The sequence below is a fragment of the Collinsella sp. HCP3S3_D1 genome, from assembly GCF_052064015.1.
Classification (GTDB): Bacteria; Actinomycetota; Coriobacteriia; order Coriobacteriales; family Coriobacteriaceae; genus Collinsella.
The window spans coordinates 1-20,825 of record NZ_JBQHWK010000004.1; the positions used below are offsets into that span (position 1 = coordinate 1).

Here is a 20,825-nt window from a genome sequence, read left to right on the forward strand (position 1 = left end):
CTCCCGGGGCCGTTTCAGTTCCAGATCGTTGTTTTCGCCCGCTGAGCTGGGCCTATGCCGGAATCTCTCCCACAGAAACCACCGAAGAGCCAAAAACAATCATTCGATGCAGCCCTTTCTGCTGGCATAAAAAGCGTGGCCGAGGGCGGTGATGCCCTGGCCACGCTCGTGTTCTATAACGGTGCGCGTCCTAACGGTCGGCGAGCGGCTTGTACTCCAGTGGCTCGATTACCGGACGGTATGCCGGGCGAATAATACGATGCGCGCAGAAGAGCTCTTCCATGCGGTGCGCCGACCAGCCTGCCATGCGCGCGACGGCGAACAGCGGCGTAAAGAGCGTCTCGGGCACGCCGAGCATCTTGTAAATAAAGCCTGTATACAGGTCGATGTTGGCACAGATGGGTTTGGTCATGCCGTGGTCCCGCATCACCTGCGGCGCTAGGCGCTCAATACGCTCGATGAGCGCGAACTCCTCGCCCAGGTCCTTCTTGGCGGCCAGCGTGCGCGCGTAGTGGCGGCAGACCTCGGCGCGCGGGTCGCTGAGCGTGTAGACGGCATGTCCCATACCGTAGATGAGCCCCGTGCCGTCGAAGGCCTGCTTGTCCAAGATCTTGCCCAGATAGGAAGCGACCTCGTCGTCGTCTTCCCAGTTGGAAACGTGCGCGCGAATGTCCTCGTGCATGGATACGACCTTGGCGTTGGCGCCGCCGTGGCGTGGGCCCTTGAGCGAGCCGATGGCCGCGGCGTAGGCCGAATACGGGTCGGTGGCCGACGACGACAGTACGCGGCAGGCGAACGTGGAATTGTTGCCGCCGCCGTGCTCGGCATGGAGCATAAGCATCACGTCGAGCAGCATCGCCTCGTCGCGGGTAAACGCCATGCCGCCGCGCAGCACCTGCAAAATGGTCTCGGCCGTGGACAGGCCGGGCGTGGGGTGCGGCACATGCACCTCGGAGCCGCGACGCTTGGCGACCGAAGCCATGTGCGCGAAGGCGGCAATACGGGGCAGACGGGCGAGCATGGAGATGGCAACATCGATCTCGTGCTCGGGGGTGATCACGTCGGGCTCGGCGTCGAAGGCATAGAGCAGCAGCACGGCGCGCTGAAGCACGTTCATGATGCTCGACGACACCGTGGTCATCGGGAATTCCTTAACGTACTCGTCGCTCAGGTGCCTAAACGCGCCCAGACGCCCGCAAAAGCCGTCGAGCTCATCCTTGTTGGGCAGCGAGCCCGTGATGAGCAGGTAGGCGACTTCTTCGTAGCCGTAGCGGTTCTCGGCCTGGGCATTGTTGACCAGATCTTCGATGCTGTAGCCACGAAGCGTGAGCTTACCCTGATCGGGCACAGCCTTTCCGTCGACCTTGTTGTAGCCGTGCACGTCCGAGATACGGGTGAGGCCCGCGACCACGCCCGATCCGTCGGCATTGCGAAGACCGCGCTTAACATTGTGCTCGACAAACAGGCCCTCGTCATAAGGCTCGGTGGGCATGCCGTAGTATAGATTTTCGCTTTCGGGCGAAATCTGGCGGCTTGCTTCGTAGTCCAAGACCAGGCGGCTCAGGTGGTCGTCGAAGCGGTAATAGATTTTCTTGGCGTCGTAGGCCATGCGCGCTCCTCTCCGGGCTATGTGGCGACGTTGCGCCTGGGCGCACGTTGGGCCGTCGTCACGCAGCCTGTTCGCTACAGGCGGTACATAAAGTTAAAGACGTCCTCGCGCTGGATGGACACGTTGACGCCCGAAAGCTCGCCGGCCTCGGCCAGGGCCTTCTGCAGCTCGGCGAAGTCGAGCTTGGACTCGGCGGTGTCGGCCAGCATGGTCATGGTGAAGATGTCCTCGATAATGGACTGCGTAATGTCGCGGATGTCGACATTGGCTTCGCCCAGGACGCGGGTGACGCCGGCGACAATGCCGGGGCGGTTCTTGCCAAGGACGGTGATGACGATACGGGAGGACGAGATCTCGGCCATGGGAAACCCTTTCGCGTGTTAGCGGCGCGCGGCGGCGCTCCGCTACGGTACAGTGTTCATCATTGTACCTGTCCCGTGCAAAAAGGGGCACCTTTGCTGCGGCGTTACACGTCTGCAACATGGAGCGCTTGTCTCGTAGGGTGTATTTTTGGCACCTTGGACAGCTCGGGCGGCTCTGTTGGCGCCGCGATCGGGCAGATTCACCTGTGTACTCCGGCGTAAAGACCGTGAACCTTTTGTGGGACGCTCGGCGCCGTGGTACCATAGCCGAGTTTGTTGTCTTGGTCGGAAACCAAGACGCCTTATGCGCTGATCGGTAACCAGCGCCTGACCAATAAGGAGTCCTACCATGAAGCAGGGTATCCATCCCCAGTATGTCGAGTGCACGGTGACGTGCTCCTGCGGCAACACCTTCAAGACGCACGCTACCGTGTCCGAGATGAGGGTCGAGCTTTGCAACGAGTGCCACCCGTTCTACACCGGCCAGCAGAAGTTCGTCGACACCGGTGGACGCGTCCAGCGCTTCGCCGACAAGTTCGGTGGCGCTGCTGCCGCCCAGCTCAAGAAGGCCGAGGAGGCCAAGGCTGCCAAGGCCGCCAAGGCTGCTGAGGCCGAGGCCGCTCGCAAGGCCGCCGCTGAGGCTAAGGCTGCCGAGAAGGCCAAGCGTGCCGCTAAGTTTGCCGAGGAGGCTGCCAAGCAGGCCGCCGAGGCTCCCGCAGAGGCTCCCGTCGAGGAGGCCGCTGCCGAGGCCGAGACCACCGAGGCTGCTGAGTAAATAGCTCGCCGAGGAATCGCTCGCATTCATGGCAAAAGGGCCGTGCACCCAATTGGTGCACGGCCCTTTTCTTATCGACGCAAAGTAGCACGTCCTCTTTGCACCGAACGGTGGGGATTTTTCGTTTGCCCAGATAAAACCTGCCAAAATAAACCTGTCCCTTTTTGGCAGGTAACCGATAGGAGGCTACGTGGACACATCGACGTCCTTGGGCAATCGCGAGCTCGCGGTGGCAAAGAAGCGTGCGCTCGATGCTGCCTATTTTAGGAAGGGTATCGCTGTCGCGGCGCTTTCGAGCTGCATGTATGCGCTGTACACGGCCTTTGTTACCGCCGGTCAGCTCTTTGGCGTTTGGGCCGGTTGGTTCGATGCATTTGCTCCCTCCGGCCTTTTGGCGGTATTCATCTTGCCCACGATCGCCTCGGGCGTCAATGACGTGCTGAGTGCCGTCTGGGCCACGTTTTTCACTGCCGGTCAGGGCAAACTCGCCGACCTAGGCCGCTGCATCGCCTCAAAGCCCGGCGTCATCGTTATCGCCGCCGCCTTCATTGGCGGGCCCATCGCTTCTGCCGCCTACGTTATCGCGCTTTCGCAGGCAGGCACGCTTGCCGTGCCCATCGCCGCGCTCAACCCCGCGATCGGTGCGGTGCTCGCCCGCGTGCTCTACCGACAGCCGCTTAGCCCCCGTGTCGTCACCGGCATCGTTGTCTGCGTGTTCGCCGGCGCCATGATCGGTAGCGCCGGCCTGAGCGGGCAGGCATCTTCCGGCATGGCGCTCGGCCTGGGTCTGGCGCTGTTAGCCGCCCTGTGCTGGGGCGTCGAGGGATGCGTGGGCGGCCGCGCCACCTGCATGATCGATCCTCAGATTGCCATCAACATCCGTCAGCTTGTCTCGGGCGTCGGCAACCTGTGCTTGGTACTGCCGGCCCTAACCTTGGCATGCGGAGAGCCCCTTGGTCAGAGTTACGTCCTTGTCGCCCAAGCGCTCACCGACAAATCCTCCGTCGTGTTTTTCGCCTGCTCCGGTTTTGCCGCCTACTTTTCGTTTATGAGCTGGTATCGCGCCAACTCCATGTGCGGCACGGCGCTGGGCATGGCCATCAACGGCACCTATACCTTTACAGCGCCGCTGTTTACGTGGATTATCGTCGGCCTGGTCTTGGGCTTTGACGGCTACGCGCTTCCGTCCGTCGCATGGGTGGCGGCCGTCGTCAACCTCGTCGGCATTTGCCTGATCGCCGTGAATCCCCTCGACATGGTTAAAAAGGACGGTGATCGGGATGCTTCCGCTTAACTATGCCATGCTCGATTATTTTGTTTGCCATGACGAGGCTTGCGTCGACGATGTGATGGCCGATCTCGCGGCCGAGTATGCATCGTTTGCCGCCTTTGCAAGGCCGCGCATGCAGGAGGCGCTCATGACCGCGCACAAGAATGGCCTGATTGACGAGGCGCGCTTTGATTTGGATGCCGAAGGCGAGCTTCGCGTCTACTATCGGGCGAGCGCCGAGCAGCGCAAAGTTATCGGCGCTTATCTGGGCCGTAGCCATTAAAAATAAAACGCCCTTTTTGGCAGGTCGGTCGTAGTTATTACGTGGGGGATGAGGTCGAGCGTATAGCGTGCGCCCCGTTTGGCTAAAGTACAACTATCTGTGTTTAACTCGCCCAGTGCAGTGCGCTACGGGCGATGGCCAAAAAAGGAAAACCACATGGGATTCATGTCAAAGCTGCTCTCCTTTGGATCCGATAAGGACCTTAAGCGCTACTACAAGATCGTTGACCAGATCAACGGGCTTGAGCCTCAGTTTGAGAAGATGACCGAGGAGGAACTTCGCGGCCAGACCGATAAGTTCCGCGAGCGTTATGCTAACGGCGAGTCGCTTGACGACATGCTCCCCGAGGCCTTTGCCACCGTGCGCGAGGCTTCAAAGCGCATCACGGGCATGCGTCACTTTGACGTACAGCTCATCGGCGCCATGGCGCTGCACGAGGGTCATATCGCCGAGATGAAGACCGGCGAAGGCAAGACGCTCGTCTCCACCCTGGCCGGCTATCTTAACGCCATCGCCGGCAAGGGCGTGCATGTCGTTACCGTCAACGACTACCTGGCAAAGCGCGACTCCGAGTGGATGGGCCGCATCTACAAGTATTTGGGCATGACCGTCGGCCTGCTGCAGAACAACATGCCGCTCGAGCTTAAGCGCCCGGCCTACCAGGCCGATGTCACCTACGGCACCAACTCCGAGTTTGGCTTTGACTACCTGCGCGACAACATGGTCACCCGCCCCGAGCAGCGCGTCCAGCGCGGCCACAGCTACGCTATCGTCGACGAGGTCGACTCCATCCTGATCGACGAGGCCAGGACCCCGCTGATCATCTCGGGCGCCGGCACCAAGTCGGCCAGCACCTACAAGGACTTCGCGCGCGCCGTGCGCGGGCTGGAGCGCGGCGAGGACGTGTCGCACGATATGCTCACCGCCACCGAGGACGTGGAGCCCACGGGCGACTACGTCATGGACGAGGCCAAGCACACCATTGCCGCCACCGAGCGCGGCCTCAAGAAGATCGAGCGCCGCCTGGGTATCGAGGACATCTACGCCGACCTTTCGGGCCAGCTGGTCAACCACCTGCAGCAGGCGTTGAAGGCCCAATACATGTTCCACCGCGACAAGCAGTACGTCGTTACCAACGGCGAGGTCAAGATTGTCGATGAGTTCACCGGCCGCATCATGGAGGGCCGTCGCTACTCCGAGGGCCTGCATCAGGCTATCGAGGCCAAAGAGGGCGTGCTCGTGCGCGAGGAGAACCAGACCCTTGCCACCATCACCCTGCAGAACTACTTCCGTCTGTATGACAAGCTCTCCGGCATGACCGGTACGGCGCTTACCGAGGACGCCGAGTTCCGCGAGATCTACAAGCTGCCCGTCGAGGTCATTCCCTCCAACAAGCCCGTGCAGCGTGTCGATCACGAGGACCTGGTGTACCGCACCATCCAGGCCAAGTACAACGCCGTTGCCAATGATGTCGAGCAGCGTCACGCCAAGGGCCAGCCGGTCCTGGTCGGTACCGTCTCCATCGAGAGTTCCGAGAAGCTATCGGCAGCCCTTACCAAGCGCGGCATCGCACACGAGGTCCTCAACGCAAAGCACCACGAGCGCGAGGCTCATATCGTGGCCCAGGCCGGTCGTTACGGCGCCGTGACCATCGCTACTAACATGGCCGGTCGTGGTACCGACATCCTGCTGGGCGGCAACCCCGACGAGCTGGTGCGCGAGCGCCTGGAGTACGAGGGCCTGACCATGGAGGACGTGACGCCCGAGCAGCTCGAGCAGTTTAACGCCGAGGCCAAGGAGACCTGCAAGGCCGAGCGCGAACGCGTGCTTGCCGCCGGCGGCCTGACCGTCATCGGCACCGAACGCCATGAGTCCCGCCGTATCGACAATCAGCTGCGTGGCCGCTCCGGTCGTCAGGGCGATCCGGGCGAGACCCAGTTCTACCTGTCGCTCGAGGACGATCTGATGCGCCTGTTCGGTGGCGACAAGATGGACCGCGTCTCCAAGATGATGGTCACGGCAGAAATGGGCGACGACATGCCCATCCAGCACAAGATCATCTCCAAGGCCGTCGAGAGCGCCCAGCACAAGGTCGAGAGCATCAACTTCTCCATGCGCAAGAGCGTTCTTGAGTACGACGACGTGATGAACAAGCAGCGCCAGGTTATCTACGCCGAGCGCAACAAGATTCTGGACGGTAAGGACCTGACCGACCACATCACCGAGGTCATGCACGACACCGTGTACCGCTGCGTGCAGGAGTTTTGCGCTAAGGACAGCCACGACGGCGAGCGCGACCTCGATGGCCTGCGCAAGTGGGTTGTGGAGCTGACCGGCCATATCGATACGCCCAAGTTCCCCGACGAGGATTACGAGGCCCTTGCTGCCGATGTCCTGGCCTACGTCGAGAAGTGCTACAACATGAAGGCCGAGCGCCTGGGTGAGGACCTCATGCGCGAGCTCAACACCCAGGTCATGCTGCGCGTCATCGATACCCGCTGGATGAACTACCTGCAGGAGATGGACTACCTCAAGACCGGTATCGGCCTGCGCGGCTTTGGTCAGCGCGACCCGCTGGTCGAGTACAAGACTGAGGCCTATGGTGCCTTCCAGATGCTCGTTGACACCATGTACGAGGATTACCTGCGCACCGTCCTGCGCATCGAGATCAAGGCCGCCCCGCAGGCTGTGGAGCGCAAGGAGGACCCCGCGCTCGAGGGTGCGCGCTTCTCCGGCCCCGCCGACGTCGATGGCGACAACGGCAACTCGGTCCTGCGCAAGGAGGCACGGGCACAGGCTCGCACGGCCGTCCAGGGCGGACCGGCAGCTGTCAACAACGGCGCTAAGGTGACCACCTACCGCAAGTCCGAGAGCGACGACCCGTATGTCAACGTGGGTCGCAACGAACCGTGCCCTTGCGGCAGCGGCAAGAAGTTCAAGTACTGCCACGGCAGGAATCGTTAATGGCGGATGCTTTAGAGGTAACGCCCGCCGAGCTGGACGCGTTTGCGGACCGGCTCGGCGAGGTTGAGTCGTATCTTCATTTGGACGAGAAGCGCACCCACGTGACCGAGCTTGAGGCCAAGAGCGTCGCTCCCGGCTTTTGGGACGACGCCGATGACGCTCGCGCCACGATGGAAGAGATTGCGCGCGCCAAGGAGGATATCGCCGCCGTGGATACCGCGCGCGGCGAGCTCTCCGATGCCCGCGCGGCGCTGGAACTTGCCGAGGAAATGGGCGATGACCCCGATGCCGCTGCACTGCGTGAGGAGGCTGCCGCCACGGCTGATCGTCTGGCGCGCGCCATCGATGAGCTCGAACTTTCGAGCTGGTTTACCGGCGAGTTCGATCACGGTGACGCGATTGTGACTATCAAGCCCGGACAGGGCGGCTTGGAGGCGCAGGACTGGACCTTCATGCTCTTTAAGATGTACATGAAGTACTGCCAGCGCCGCGGCTGGAAGGTCACCATCAACGATTGCCCCGCTGCCGAGGTCATTGGCATTGATCGCGCGACCTTTACCGTTGAGGGCAAGGATGCCTTCGGTATGCTTCGTGCCGAGGCCGGCGTTCACCGTTTGGTGCGCATTAGCCCCACCGATGACAAGAAGCGTCGACAGACTACGTTTGCCGGCGTCGAGGTCATTCCGGTGCTGCCCGACGATATCGATATCGAGATCAACCCCGACGATATCCGCGTCGACGTGTACCACGCAAGCGGCCCGGGCGGCCAGGGCGTCAACACCACCGACTCCGCCGTGCGCGTGACGCATTTTCCCAGCGGCATTGTAGTGACCTGCCAAAATGAGCGCAGCCAGATTCAGAACAAGGCCGCGTGTATGCAGATTCTCAAGGCCCGTCTGTACGAGATTGAGCTCGAGAAGCGCGCCGAGGCGCTCGACGAGATCCGCGGTCCCAAGACCACGATTGGCTTTGGCAACCAGATCCGCAGCTACGTGCTCTATCCGTATCAGATGGTCAAGGACCTGCGCTCGGGCGTGGAGACCAGCAACGTCGACGCCGTTCTCGACGATGGCGACTTGGATCCGTTTGTGATCGGCTACCATCGCTGGGCTACCGGCAATGCTGATGCGGAGTCTCCGTCCGCTTAAGCCCCGGGTGAGTCACGGACCGACACTAAACTCTGGACAGGCGGTTTTATATCCAGAGCAAACCCGCCGCGGGGTGGTTTTTCCTCGGCGAATCGGTAGAATCAAATACGGTAAGAAGTTCAAAGCGCACCCAAGGGGGTGCGCTTTTTTGAGGGAGGTAGCATGGCATATCGTCTGGATATCAAGCGCATTCTTTCAATGAACTTCTTCCGCGATCTACCCCAGATCATGCTTGGGTGCGCTTTGGCGGCCATCGCGACCGACCTGTTTTTGATTCCCAACGGTCTTGCCGCCGGTGGCGTTACGGGCCTTGCGACTATTATCCAGGCGGTCGGTGCCGCGCGGGGCGTGTCGCTGCCCGTCGGTATCCAAACCATCGTGATGAATGCCTTGCTGTTGCTGGTCGTCATGCGCGAGGGCGGCATGTTCTATGTGGTACAGACGGCGACAGGCTTTGTGCTACTGGGCTTCTTTACCGACCTGTTTGCCCCGTTTGTAGCGCCTCTGGCAGATGCAGACCTGATGCTTCCCGCTATGTGGGGCGGCATTATCACGGGCATTGGTTACGGCATGGTGTTACGCGCCGGCGCCAACACCGGCGGCTCCGACACCATCGGCCAGATTATCTCACGTAATACCTCGCTGCCGGTGGGTTCGACCGTCATGGCGATCGATGTCGCCGTATGCGCGGCATCGGCCCCCGTCTTCTCTCTAGAGAACGCGCTGTATGCAGGGCTTTCGATGGTAATTAGCGGCTATGTGATCGACGCTGTGGTCGATGGCGGCAACAAGCGCCGTATGGTGCTCATCATCTCGGAGAATTTCCCCGATATCGCGGCCGATATCATGTATGGCCTGGGTCGCGGCTGCACTAAATTTAAGGCGACCGGCATGTATTCGGGCGCTGAGAAGCCGGTGATTATGGTGATTGTTAGCCGCCGCGAGCTCAATACACTCAAGACCATCGTGCGCGAGCGCGATCCTCAAGCTATCGTGACGGTCGCCGACGTTACGGAAGCCTTCGGTGAGGGGTTCAAGGACATTAACGCGTAGGGCAGACTGCGCTCCATCCAAAAGACGTTCACATTGATAAACCGATTCATCAGCGGGTCTGCCAGCTAAATTATTCAAATAATGATAAAAACTCTGGTAAAGCCTTCAGTTTCCAGCATAATGAATGGCGCACGTGCATTGCGGCTGGGTTGGGATTACCTTCTGCGCCGTGCGCATCTTGTCTAAAGAGGATGAAAGGAAGGCACAATGAGCGACGAAGAGCTCAAAAAAGTTGCCAACGAGGTAAGGAAGGGCATCGTCACCGGCGTGCACGCTGCCAAGTCCGGCCATCCGGGCGGTTCGCTCGGCTCTGCCGACATCATGACTTATCTGTACTTTGAGGAAATGAATGTCGACCCGGCCGATCCTCGCAAGGCCGACCGCGACCGCTTTGTGCTCTCCAAGGGCCATTGCGCTCCGGGTCTGTACGCCGTGCTCGCCGAGCGCGGATTCTTCCCCAAGGAGGACCTCGAGACGCTGCGCCATATCGGCAGCCACCTGCAGGGCCACCCCAACATGAACGACACCCCGGGCGTCGACATGTCCACCGGCTCGCTGGGCCAGGGCATCTCCGCCGCCGTGGGCATGGCCGTCGCCGCCAAGCACTGGGGCGATACTTACCGCACGTACGCCCTGCTGGGCGACGGCGAGAGCGAGGAGGGCCAGGTCTGGGAGGCCGCCATGTTTGCCGGCAATCAGCAGCTCGACAACCTCTGTGTGATCGTTGACCACAACGGTCTGCAGATTGACGGTCCCGTCGAGGAGGTCAACGATCCCATGCCGCTCGCCGACAAGTTCCGCGCCTTTAAGTTCCACGTGGTGGAGCTCGCCGACGGCAACGACTTCGGTCAGATTCGCGCCGCCTTTGCCGAGGCTCGCGCCACCAAGGGTCAGCCTACCGCCATTATCGCCGAGACCATGAAGGGCAAGGGCGTTTCCTTTATGGAGAACCAGGTTGGTTGGCACGGCAAGGCCCCCAACGATGAACAGTTTGAGCAGGCCATGGCAGAGCTCACGGCCGCCGGAGAGGAGCTCTAGGATGGCAGACGTCAAGAAAATCGCCACGCGTGTAAGCTACGGCGAGGCCCTCGTTGAGCTCGCTGCCGAGCACGACGACTTTGTGGTCCTCGACGCCGACCTGGCTGCCGCCACGCAGACCGGTAAGTTTAAGGCCGCCTGCCCCGACCGCTTCTTCGATGTGGGCATTGCCGAGAGCAACCTGATGGGTGTCGCCGCCGGTATCGCGACCACCGGTCGTACTGCCTTTGCGAGCACCTTTGCCATGTTTGCCGCCGGCCGCGCTTTTGAGCAGGTCCGTAACTCCATCGGCTATCCGCACCTCAACGTCAAGATCGGCGCCACGCACGCCGGTATTTCGGTGGGCGAGGACGGTGCCACGCACCAGTGCTGCGAGGATATCGCCCTTATGCGTGTTATCCCTGGCATGACCGTGATTGTCCCGGCCGACGACGTGGAGGCCCGCGCCGTGGTCCGCGCCGCCTACGAGTGCGACGGCCCCGTGTACATGCGCTTTGCCCGTTTGGCCTCGCCGGTCATCAACGACCCCGAGACCTACAAGTTCGAGCCGGGCCGCGGCATCGTCATGCGTGAGGGCGCCGATGTGACCATCATCGCCTGCGGCCTGATGGTTGGCGAGGCTCTCGAGGCTGCCGAGCAGCTCGCTGCCGAGGGCATCGACGCCGAGGTCATCAACATGCACACCATTAAGCCCATCGACGCCGATCTGATCGTCAAGAGCGCCGCCAAGACCGGCCACGTCGTGACCGTCGAGGAACACTCCGTGATCGGTGGCCTGGGCAGCGCCGTTGCCGACGTGCTCTGCGAGCAGTGCCCGACGCCGCTCAAGAAGATTGGCGTCAACGACACCTTTGGCGAGTCCGGCCCGGGCGCCGAGCTCCTGCACAAGTACGGCCTGGATGCCGCCAACATCGTGGCAACCACCAAGGAGTTCTTGGCCTAGGGCAAGACGAGGCAAAGTATCGCTTTAGCAACCGTATGCAAGCCACAACAGGGGCGCACCCAAAGAGGGCGCCCCTGTTTTTTGTGGGCAACAAACAAATCGGGCCCGCACCAAGCAAGGGCTTCCTCCGGGAAGCGGGCCCAGACCAGCAAAGTGCAACTCAGCCCTCCCAACTTTGTATATGCGGCACCCCAAGAAAAACGCGGCGACTCCTTAGTAGCCGCAGGCCGCGCACAGGGCTACCTCCCAAATCATTCCGCAGGACGGAGGAGTCCCCGCAGCGCGAAGCGCACAGCGGGGACTCCGACATGTCCGAGGACGATTTGGGAGGTAGCCCTGTGCGCGGCCGGTGAGACCAAAACCTTGCCATGCTTCTTATGTGCAGCGAAGCTAATGCTGCTAAAATACAAAGCGCTCATGTAGTTTAAACGCACGATGATAAGGAGCACCAGTGGGTAACCACTTCCGTACCTCCGGTGCGGGCGATGAGGCCCCCAAGACACGGCAAGGTGTCCCGGGCACACGTTTCGCCACTCCGGATTCAGAGGGCCAGCATATTGCTCAGGCCCCCGCACAGCCGGCAGATCAGGCACGGCCGGCATCCGATCCCTTTGCCTACAATCCCACCAGCGATGTCGAGCTTTCTGCCGCTGCGGGCTTTGAGCCCGTCCAAAAGGTGACTGCTCGCGTGAACCAGCCTCAGACGTCAGCCGAGCCTCAGCCGACCATGGCGGGCATTCCCGATCCCATGGTTCCTGCTACGCCCGCGCCGCAGCCGGCGCAGTCCGGCCTCTTTGCCGGCATTCCCGATCCTATGCAGCCCGCTGCGCCCATAGTCGAGAATGATCAGGCTGCCGAGGTCGCAAGTCTTGACAATGCGCTCAACAACCCCGATTTTACGTCGGTGTTCGCGCCTATCGATCCGCAGGCAAGTCGCAAGAAGATGGCCAAGCAGGCCGGTGTCGAGCCCGTCATTCTGATGGAGCATGTCACCAAGATCTACCCGGCACAGCCCAACAAGCCCGCACTCGACGACATCAACATCGAGATCTATCCGGGTGAGTTCGTCTTCTTGGTCGGTCATTCCGGATCGGGTAAGACCACGCTGCTTTCCACGCTCAACCGTGATGTCAGGCCTACGAGCGGTCGCATTTTGGTCGCCGGTCAGGATCTCATGAAAATCAAGAACCGCAAGGTTCCCTTCCTGCGCCGCCAGATTGGCGCCGTGTTCCAGGACTTTAAGCTTCTGCCGCAAAAGACCGCCTATGAAAACGTGGCGTTTGCCCTGCAGTGCATAGGCAAGCCCAAGGGCGTCATTCGCAGCCAGGTGCCCGAGGTACTGCGTCTGGTCGGTTTGGCCGATCAGATGGACTCGCTGCCCGATCAGCTTTCCGGCGGCGAGCAACAGCGCGTGGCCGTCGCCCGCGCCATGGTCAACCGTCCGCCGCTGCTGATTTGCGACGAGCCAACGGGCAACCTCGACCCGGCAATTTCGCTCGGCATCATGAAGCTGCTCGAGCGCATTAACCGCACCGGCACGACCGTGATCGTGGCTACCCACGATCGCGAGATGGTCGATAGTATGCATCGTCGCGTGATCGCCCTCGAGGGCGGCCACGTAATCCGCGACCAGGAGAGGGGAGGTTACGGCAACTATGGCACCAACTAACGTGGGCTATTCGCTCAAAGAGGCAATGAGCCACTTCTTCCGTAACTGGACCACCTCGCTCGGCGCCGTCATCACGATTTTCCTTTCGCTGTTTATCATCGGCCTGTTCATCATGGGTTCCGCGATGCTGAACTCCGTGATCGGCACCGTTGAGGACCAGGTTGTTATCAACGCGTTTATTAGCGATGACGCCGACCAGGCCGACGTCCAGGCTTTCGAGAGTGAGCTCAAGACGTGGAACAACGTTAAGTCCGTGACCTATAAGGACAAGGACGACGCGCTGGCCGAGTACACGAGCAAGATGTCGGGTAACGCCGACGCCACTCTGAGCGCACTTGACGGCCAGAATCCGCTGCCTGCTTCGTTCGCGATCGAGATGGACGATCCGTCCCAGGTCGAGAGCACGGCCAAGAAGCTCAAGAAGAACTCCGATTTCCAGAAGATCGCGGATGACGGTGACGTTGATGCGAGCGTTCTGTACGGTCAGGAGGAAGTGAGCCGCCTGTTCCAGGTGACGAACTACATCCGCATCGCTGCCGTTGTGCTTGTTGGTTTGCTGACGTTTATCGCGTTCATCTTTATCAACAACACGATTCGCCTGTCGATTACGGCTCGCCGCCGCGAGATTGCTATCATGCGCCTGGTGGGCGCCAGCAATGGCTTTATTCGCGGTCCGTTTATCACCGAGGGCGTGCTGCAGGCCGTTTTGGGCTCGCTGCTTTCCATCGGTGTTTTGGAGCTGCTTCGCAACCTGTTGGTTCCGCGTCTTCAGGAGAGCATTGGCTGGATGTCGTTTGCGCTGCCGATGCAATACTACCTGGTGACGTATGCCGCACTGATCCTGGTCGGCGTGATCATCGGTCTCTTTGGTTCCGCCATTGCCATGCGTCGCTACCTGCGCGTGTAGACACAGCTGGAATAAGTTTTGCTAACGGGCCGTCCCGCTCTGGGGCGGCCCGTTTTTTGATCCCGTGCGACGGAGGAAAAGGGCTCACCGGCAGTTCGGCTTGTCTCGATAATTCGATTTTCTCCGTCACATAGGGATCATGATGCGAGGTGCGTGCCCTGTTGTTGATTGGGTAGACTCATTGATGCGTGCGGTTTAGGCCTGCACGGTGTTTTGACATGATGCGGTTGCGCCTGCGGGCCCCGCAACAGATAGTAAGGAGGCGCCATGGGGCGCAATAACAAACATAAGCGTAGCGCTCGCAACAAGCGCGCGCCAGTGCGCAGCGAGCGGCGTCCCAGCCTGACGGGCCGCGTGCAGCTCCATGAGCATAGCGCCTATGTTGTCACCGATAATGGCGACTATAAGGTTATGGGTCGCGGCAAGCGCGAGATTATGGACGGCGACATCGTGGCCGTGAGCATTAAGACCGGACCGCGCGGCGATCGCCGTGCCGTGATCGAGGGCGTTGTCGAGCGCGCGGCCATAAGCGTGGTGGGCACGTATCAGACGGCAGGCCCCCTCGGTGTGATCGAGCCGCTTGATTCGCGTCTCAAGGCCGATTTCTTTATGTTGCCCGAGGATACTTCGGCGGAGCGTTTGGGCGTGCATCCGGGCGATGCAGTCGTCGCACGCATTTTGAGCTATCCGACACGCTTGGAATCGGGCACCGTGACTCTTGAGCGCCGCATTGGCGGCGACGATGCACCCGACTTGGGCGTTCAATATGTCATGGCTCGTTACGGCTATACCGATAGTTATCCCGAGACCGCCCTTGCCGAGGCCGAGGAGCTATCGCTCGACGTGGCGACAGCTCTTAAAGACCCACTTCGCCGTGATCTGCGCGACCGTTTTATCATCACGATCGATCCGGTCGACGCGCGCGACTTTGACGACGCCATCTCGTTGGAGCGCACGACGCAGGGCGGCTACAAGCTGGGTGTCCATATCGCCGATGTATCGCATTATGTGGCCTGGGATGGACACATCGACCTAGAGGCTCGCCATCGCACGACGTCGGTGTACCTTGCCGATCGCGTGCTCCCCATGTTGCCCGAGCGCCTGTCGAATGACCTGTGTTCCTTGCGCCCCGACGAGGATCGCCTGGCGTTTACCGTCGACATCGAGCTCGATGCGCAGGGGCACGTCCGCCACTACGATCCGTATCCCAGTGTGATTCGCTCGCGCGTGCGCATGGACTATGACGGTGCCGAGGCACTGCTGGTGCGTGCCGGTGCGGTGGAGTACTCCGTGTTGAAAGGTGCCGCCGAGGATGTTGCTGCAGCCGAGGCGTCGCGCGAGGAGGCGCTTGAGCGCGGTTTGACTTGCGAAGAGACTGCCCGCGACTACGACGTGGATCTGAGCGATTTCCTAGTTGCTGCCAACGAGCTTGCCGAGCGACGCCGTCGCATTCGCCGTGCGCGCGGCTCGGTCGACTTTGACACGGCGGAGATTCGCGCTTTGCTGGACGAGGACGGCATTCCCGTGCAGATCGTGGCCCGCGAGCGCTCGTGTGCCACGTCGCTCATCGAGGAAGCTATGCTGCTTGCCAACGAGTGCGTTGCCGAGTGGCTGGCAGACCGCGATATTGAGGCATGCTATCGCGTGCATGAGGATCCCAGCCCCGACAGCTTGCACGGGGCCGCTGTGGCGCTGGCGCAGCTGGGTATCATCGACGATCGCCGCGCGGCCGGCATTGCCCTGGGAAGTCCCGATGAGCTGCAGGCGGCGGTTGACGCTGCCGCTGGCACGGCAAATGCCCCGCTTGTCAACACGTTGCTATTGCGCAGCATGCAGCGCGCGCTGTACAAGCCGCGCAACGAGGGCCACTTTGCGCTCGCCGCGCCGTGCTACTGCCACTTTACGAGCCCTATCCGACGCTATCCGGACCTTGTTGTCCATCGTGTGCTCAAATTGCAGCTGGCGTATGAGCAGCTGGGCGGCAAGGATGCCTTGGCGCGCACGCCGCGGCTGATCGGCAGGGGTCGCGAGTCGCTGCCGCGCATCTTGCCGCAGATTTGCCGTGCATGCAGCGATGCCGAGCGTGCGGCCGACGCCGCCAGCCATGCGACGCAAAAGATCAAGATCGCCCAGTATTACGAGGATCGTCTGGGCGAGCGCTATGCCGGAACCATTTCGTGGGTCAGCAGCATGGGCCTCTTTGTGCGCCTCGACCTGACACAGGTCGAGGGCTTGGTCTCGATTAAGAGCTTGGGAAGCGAGTGGTTCGAGTTTGACGAGGACGCGCTCACGTTGACGGGTGCCGACACGGGGCGCCGTTTTGAGTTGGGGCAACGCGTGATTATCGAGGTCTCGCGTGTCAATACCACGCGCGGGCACTTGGATTTCAGGCTTATTCATTAGCCGGAATTTGGTGATTGATAGAGAACGGGGCGGTCTTTTGGGGCTGCCTTTTTTTTGTGGCGGTTCAATCGTCTTGCCGCTCGCGCGCTTGCGTCTTCCGCCTGCTATAGGGGAGATAAAACCTACCAAAATAAACCTGTCCCTTTTTGGGAGGTTTACGAGAGAGCGGGGATGAGATGACAACGGTGTACGGGTATGCGCGGGTGAGCTCGCGTGATCAAAATCTGAATCGGCAGCTGGATGCGCTGGGCGCCTATGGCGTGGAACCGGCGAATATCTTTGCCGACCATGCGAGTGGCAAGGACTTCGATCGACCGCGGTATCGCGAGCTGCTGTGCGCGTTGGATTCCGGCGATGTGCTGGTGGTACTTTCCATTGATCGGCTGGGCCGTAACTACAGCGAGATCCTCGAGGAATGGCGGTGCATAACCAAAGAGCTCGGCGCCGCCATCGTGGTGCTAGACATGCCATTGCTCGACACGCGCGCCAGAGACTGTGGTGGGTCGGACGTGACGAGTACGTTGATTTCCGATATTGTTTTGCAGCTGCTGAGCTATGTGGCGCAGGTGGAGCGCGAGAACATCCACCGGCGCCAAGCCGAGGGCATTGCGGCGGCGCGAGCGCGCGGCGTGCGCTTTGGCCGGCCCCGCAAGCCCTGTCCCCCGCAATTCGAGCTGGTACGCGATGCCTACGAGGCGGGTGATATCACGCGGAGTCAGGCGGCAAAGCGGCTAGGCGTGTGCGTGGGGACGTTCGATCGCTGGATGCGCGAGATGGAGTAGGGGCGCCACGGTCCTTTGGCGCCCCGATTCGAACATTTTGGATTTCGCTACGGCGACAACTGCATTTGGGGGTACACTCGCTGCTGCTCAAAAAATGACGGAGGTTAGCCCTTGGCGCGTGTGAAGCACATGGTCGGATGGATTTCGATTGTCCTGCTGGTCGTGACGCTGGCAAGTATTTGGATGCTGACGGAGCAAAACGTGGAGCAGACGTCGTCGCTCAGCGAGTCCACCGCGCGTGCGGTGGAAGGACGGGCCGCGGACGTGCGGCCCGACGCCACGCAGGAGTTCCAGGCGGGGGATGCCGTCGAGGGCACGGATTCAACGACTGCCACTGTTCATCCCGACCCGCTTGCGCCCGTTCGTCTGTGGATGGGTGCCAACATTCGTCGCGTCGCACATACCGTTGAGTTCTTCTTTGTAGGACTGTTTGCTTCGGCGACAGTGGCATGCCTGGGCGAGTGCCTGCCATGCGCGCGATTCCGGTACGTACTCGCTCTGCTCTTTTGCGCCGTCTGCTCTGTCGGTGACCAAGTGCACAAGATCTTTGTTCCTGGTCGTCATTTCGACATGATTGACCTGGGCTTCGATGCCGCGGGTTACGTTGTCGCCATGCTGTTGGTGCTGTTGGCCGCCGCGCTGGTTCAGCGCGCGACCTGTCCCATTGGCGCCCATGCGAGGCGCTAACCTCAAGATGGAAAATCGCGACCGCCTGTACGTCGGCGCTGGTTACAATATCGGCATCGGTCGCAGATGGCCATCGATGCGCTGTTTGCCAGACACTTGTCTTTTCTAAGAAGGGAATCCCCATGGCAGTGCTGTTTGTTGAATACCCCAAATGCTCGACGTGTAAAAAGGCCAAGGCCTGGTTGGACGAGCATGGGGTTGAGTACGTCGATCGCGATATTGTTACAGACAATCCTTCGGCTGAGGAACTTGCGACCTGGATTGCTCGTTCGGGGCTGCCGGTGCGACGCTTCTTTAACTCGTCGGGCATGAAATATCGAGAGCTTGGTCTGAAAGCGCGCCTGGATGCGGGTATGACGGACCAGGAGTGCTTTGAGCTACTCGCGACTGACGGCATGCTGGTTAAGCGCCCGCTGCTGGTGGGCGACGACTTTGCGATCCCCGGCTTTAGGGAAGCGGCTTGGACCGAGGCGTTGCTGTAGCGGCTTCGGAAAGTGCGTCCCATTTTGAGTGTTGATTCTGGGATGTGCTTTCCGGTTGAGGGCTCTATCGGAAATGACATCCCGTTTCGAGCGCTGATTCTGGGACACGGTTTCCGGTTGAGGGCTCGACGGGAAAGTGGGGACCAGTTTGAGCTTGAAATCTGGGATGCGCTTTCTGCCGGCGGGCCTACTCCAGGGCGGGCCTGCCCCAGTCAGTCCTTCAGCTGCGCCCATTCGTGTGGGTCGTAGATCTTTACGTGCTTGTCGGGCGTGTCGCTCCAGTACTCTTCGTCCATAAAGGGCAGGTATGCCTGAATGCCGGGGCAGATAAACGGAATTCGTTGCCGCTGCCGCCGCTCGCGCTGCCGCCGCTCCAGGTTCGTCTCGGATATGACGGTTGGCATGCCGGACAGCTCGACGAGACTTGCCTGGATGCGCTTGAGGTCGGGGAGCGCCGCATGCCATGACGTCCGCATGATCAAAAGATACTTCGATTGTGTTGCCTGGTGCTATCGTTTTCGCGTTAGTATCTGCCAACGGTTGACGGCTACCGCCCGCGGCGTTTTGCCCTTCGTGTACAGCGGTCGGCATCACAGGTCCTTCACGGGTTGGACGAAATTAGGCCAATTTGACCGAATTTTAAAAAAGTCAAAATTGGGGCTTGCGTCACGGAGCGACTTCCCGTATATTTCTTTCTTGCGCAAAGGCACAGCCGAGCGCAGCGATGCAATCATTGGGATGTCGTCTAATGGCAGGACAGCGGATTCTGGTTCCGTCAATGGGGGTTCGACTCCCTCCATCCCAGCCATTGCATTTGCTACATATGGCCCGTTCGTCTAGCGGTTTAGGACGCCGCCCTCTCAAGGCGGAGATCACCAGTTCGAATCTGGTACGGGCTACCACAAATTGAATGCCCGGGCCTCGCAAGAGACCCGGGTTTTGTGTATACACCGCATGTGTGGAATGAGCCGCGTTTCACCTGGACCGAGGAGTTGCCATGGACCTGCCCATCAGCCTACAAGACATTACGTATGCCGAGAATTACCTGGCGCAGGGAGACCTGGCCACGGCGACGCCGCTGCTGGAGCGTTTGGTGGAGCTCGCCGAGGAGTATATCGATGCCGAGTGCAAAACGGAGGAGAACCGCCAGTACTTTAGCTTCGATAGCAAGTTTGAGCGCCTGGCCTACCGCCGCGTGGAAAAGGATCCACGCGAGCTGGTGCAGGTCGAGGTGCCGTTTGATCGCCTGTACTCCGACATGGCGTTTGCCTACATCCGTCAGCAGGATTATGTGAGCGCCCGCAATGCCTTGATGCAGGCCGTGCGCTGGGACCCCATGAACTGCAACTACCGACTGGATCTGGCCGAGCTGTTCCGTGCGCTCGAGGACAAGCAGGAGTGGGCTTCGCTTTCGTTTTCGGTGCTGGAGCGAGCGAGTGACGGCAGGTGCGCCGCCCGCGCCTACGCCAACTTGGGCCAGTACTTTTTGGAGCCCGAGACCGAGAACGTCTCGGCGGCCGTGGGTTGCGCACGTCTGGCGCTGCGCTTGGCCCCTGGCGATTCACATACGACGCGCTTGCTCAGCAAGATCCATGCCACCTATCCGGATGCCGCCGACGAGAGTGATGAGCATGTGATGGGCGAGCTGGCGTTGCAGGGCGTACCGACCTCGCCTTCGGCCGAGATTGCCATTTGTCTGATTATGTGTGCGACCGACGCTGCGGGCGACGGTGACAAGCAGGAGGCTGCACGCCTGACGGTCCGTGCCCGCGACCTGGTGGGCGAGGAGGCATGCGCGGCGATCATTAAGCTGGTGCGCGAAAGCGATGCCGAGCTCAACGCCGAGCGCAAGGCCAAACGCGAGGCCGCGAGCGGGAAAGCCGATGACGCCGAGGAGGCCGGCGATGCCCAGTAAGCGCGAGCGCAAGCTCATCTCCAAGAATCGTTCGGCGCATCACGAATACTTTATCGACGAGACATTCGAATGCGGCATTGAGTTGAGCGGTACCGAGGTCAAGTCGATTCGCGAGCGCGCCTGTCAGATTACCGATACTTTTGCGCTGATTCGCGGTGGCGAGTGCTGGCTGGTGGGTTTGCACATCCATCCCTATAGTCACGGTGGTGTGTGGAACCGTGATCCCGATCGCCGGCGCCGTCTGCTGCTGCATCGCAAGGAGATTGATTTTCTTGACGGCAAACTGCGCAACCGCGGCTATGCACTGGTGCCGCTCGAGCTCTACTTTAATGCCGATGGTCGCGTTAAGCTGCTGTTGGGCCTGGGCCGTGGCAAAAAGCTCTACGACAAACGCGAGGACATGGCCAAACGTGACGTTCAGCGCGAAATCGATCGCGCGCTTAAGGAGCGTAATCGCTAAGGGTTGATATCCGGGCGGGCGGGGATGTTCATCCATCACTGTTGTCGTACTCCCGGTCTGCTCCTCGCAAGTTGC

At 60.7% G+C, this 20,825-nt stretch carries 19 protein-coding genes and 2 tRNA genes; 18 read left to right on the forward strand and 3 right to left on the reverse strand.

The genetic code is table 11. From position 1 onward, the window contains the following. Positions 1-190: 190 nt before the first annotated feature. The gene (locus ACTNDJ_RS01795) at positions 191-1,609 is read right to left on the reverse strand and encodes a citrate synthase (RefSeq protein ID WP_441048324.1); all 1,419 of its coding nucleotides are present in this window, start codon (positions 1,607-1,609) and stop codon (positions 191-193) included. Between the two features lie 74 nt (positions 1,610-1,683). Beyond that, entirely contained in the window at positions 1,684-1,971 is a 288-nt protein-coding gene (locus ACTNDJ_RS01800; protein WP_006235289.1) for an ACT domain-containing protein, read from the reverse strand. A gap of 349 nt (positions 1,972-2,320) precedes the next feature. Between ACTNDJ_RS01800 and rpmE the strand changes: the two genes are divergently transcribed. The 14 genes from rpmE to ACTNDJ_RS01870 all read left to right on the forward strand — a co-directional run bounded on the left by rpmE (position 2,321) and on the right by ACTNDJ_RS01870 (position 18,375). Further along, a complete protein-coding gene (gene rpmE, locus ACTNDJ_RS01805) occupies positions 2,321-2,746 on the forward strand; it encodes a 50S ribosomal protein L31 (RefSeq protein WP_154516018.1) in 426 nt (141 codons plus the stop codon). Positions 2,747-2,936: 190 nt separating this feature from the next. Continuing rightward, positions 2,937-4,040 (forward strand): hypothetical protein, encoded by a 1,104-nt coding sequence (locus ACTNDJ_RS01810; protein WP_441032943.1) that lies wholly within the window; start codon positions 2,937-2,939, stop codon positions 4,038-4,040. Next, the gene (locus ACTNDJ_RS01815; protein WP_441048323.1) at positions 4,027-4,299 is read left to right on the forward strand and encodes a hypothetical protein; all 273 of its coding nucleotides are present in this window, start codon (positions 4,027-4,029) and stop codon (positions 4,297-4,299) included. The genes ACTNDJ_RS01810 and ACTNDJ_RS01815 overlap by 14 nt, the downstream gene beginning before the upstream one ends. Positions 4,300-4,455: 156 nt before the next feature. Next, on the forward strand, positions 4,456-7,263 hold the full coding sequence (secA, locus tag ACTNDJ_RS01820) for a preprotein translocase subunit SecA (RefSeq protein WP_441048321.1): 2,808 nt from the start codon (positions 4,456-4,458) through the stop codon (positions 7,261-7,263). Next, positions 7,263-8,411, forward strand: coding sequence for a peptide chain release factor 2 (gene prfB / locus ACTNDJ_RS01825; protein ID WP_441048320.1), 1,149 nt, complete (start codon positions 7,263-7,265; stop codon positions 8,409-8,411). Before secA ends, prfB begins: the two co-directional genes overlap by 1 nt. Positions 8,412-8,573: 162 nt before the next feature. Continuing rightward, positions 8,574-9,464, forward strand: a complete 891-nt coding sequence (locus ACTNDJ_RS01830) for a YitT family protein (RefSeq protein WP_441048319.1) — start codon at positions 8,574-8,576, stop codon at positions 9,462-9,464. 207 nt (positions 9,465-9,671) lie between these two features. Next, a complete protein-coding gene (locus tag ACTNDJ_RS01835; protein ID WP_154516003.1) occupies positions 9,672-10,502 on the forward strand; it encodes a transketolase in 831 nt (276 codons plus the stop codon). A 1-nt stretch (position 10,503) separates the two neighbouring features. After that, positions 10,504-11,445: a transketolase family protein gene (locus ACTNDJ_RS01840; RefSeq protein ID WP_441014998.1), complete on the forward strand. Its 942-nt coding sequence runs from the start codon at positions 10,504-10,506 to the stop codon at positions 11,443-11,445. Positions 11,446-11,896: 451 nt separating this feature from the next. Beyond that, on the forward strand, positions 11,897-13,114 hold the full coding sequence (gene ftsE / locus ACTNDJ_RS01845; RefSeq protein ID WP_441048318.1) for a cell division ATP-binding protein FtsE: 1,218 nt from the start codon (positions 11,897-11,899) through the stop codon (positions 13,112-13,114). After that, positions 13,101-14,021, forward strand: coding sequence for a permease-like cell division protein FtsX (ftsX, locus tag ACTNDJ_RS01850; RefSeq protein WP_154515997.1), 921 nt, complete (start codon positions 13,101-13,103; stop codon positions 14,019-14,021). Before ftsE ends, ftsX begins: the two co-directional genes overlap by 14 nt. Before the next feature lie 267 nt (positions 14,022-14,288). Further along, complete coding sequence (locus ACTNDJ_RS01855; RefSeq protein WP_441063538.1) at positions 14,289-16,424, forward strand: ribonuclease R family protein; 2,136 nt, start codon at positions 14,289-14,291, stop codon at positions 16,422-16,424. 176 nt (positions 16,425-16,600) lie between these two features. Beyond that, positions 16,601-17,206, forward strand: a complete 606-nt coding sequence (locus ACTNDJ_RS01860; protein WP_441063537.1) for a recombinase family protein — start codon at positions 16,601-16,603, stop codon at positions 17,204-17,206. A 120-nt stretch (positions 17,207-17,326) separates the two neighbouring features. Next, on the forward strand, positions 17,327-17,893 hold the full coding sequence (locus ACTNDJ_RS01865; RefSeq protein WP_441063542.1) for a VanZ family protein: 567 nt from the start codon (positions 17,327-17,329) through the stop codon (positions 17,891-17,893). A gap of 116 nt (positions 17,894-18,009) precedes the next feature. After that, positions 18,010-18,375, forward strand: a complete 366-nt coding sequence (locus ACTNDJ_RS01870) for an arsenate reductase family protein (RefSeq protein ID WP_441063541.1) — start codon at positions 18,010-18,012, stop codon at positions 18,373-18,375. A 212-nt stretch (positions 18,376-18,587) separates the two neighbouring features. Here the strand turns inward: ACTNDJ_RS01870 and ACTNDJ_RS01875 are convergent, their stop codons facing one another. Then, positions 18,588-18,851 (reverse strand): hypothetical protein, encoded by a 264-nt coding sequence (locus tag ACTNDJ_RS01875; RefSeq protein ID WP_441048315.1) that lies wholly within the window; start codon positions 18,849-18,851, stop codon positions 18,588-18,590. Between the two features lie 258 nt (positions 18,852-19,109). Here ACTNDJ_RS01875 and ACTNDJ_RS01880 point away from each other — a divergent pair. The 4 genes from ACTNDJ_RS01880 (at position 19,110) to smpB (ending at position 20,750) form a co-directional block, all read left to right on the forward strand. Then, positions 19,110-19,183 (forward strand) — tRNA-Gln (locus ACTNDJ_RS01880). 17 nt (positions 19,184-19,200) lie between these two features. Continuing rightward, positions 19,201-19,277 (forward strand) — tRNA-Glu (locus tag ACTNDJ_RS01885). Positions 19,278-19,372: 95 nt separating this feature from the next. Beyond that, entirely contained in the window at positions 19,373-20,290 is a 918-nt protein-coding gene (locus ACTNDJ_RS01890; RefSeq protein WP_441063535.1) for a hypothetical protein, read from the forward strand. Then, positions 20,280-20,750 carry an SsrA-binding protein SmpB gene (gene smpB / locus ACTNDJ_RS01895; protein WP_196025254.1) on the forward strand — a complete coding sequence of 157 codons (471 nt, stop codon included), beginning with the start codon at positions 20,280-20,282 and terminating at the stop codon, positions 20,748-20,750. The genes ACTNDJ_RS01890 and smpB overlap by 11 nt, the downstream gene beginning before the upstream one ends. Positions 20,751-20,825 lie beyond the last annotated feature (75 nt).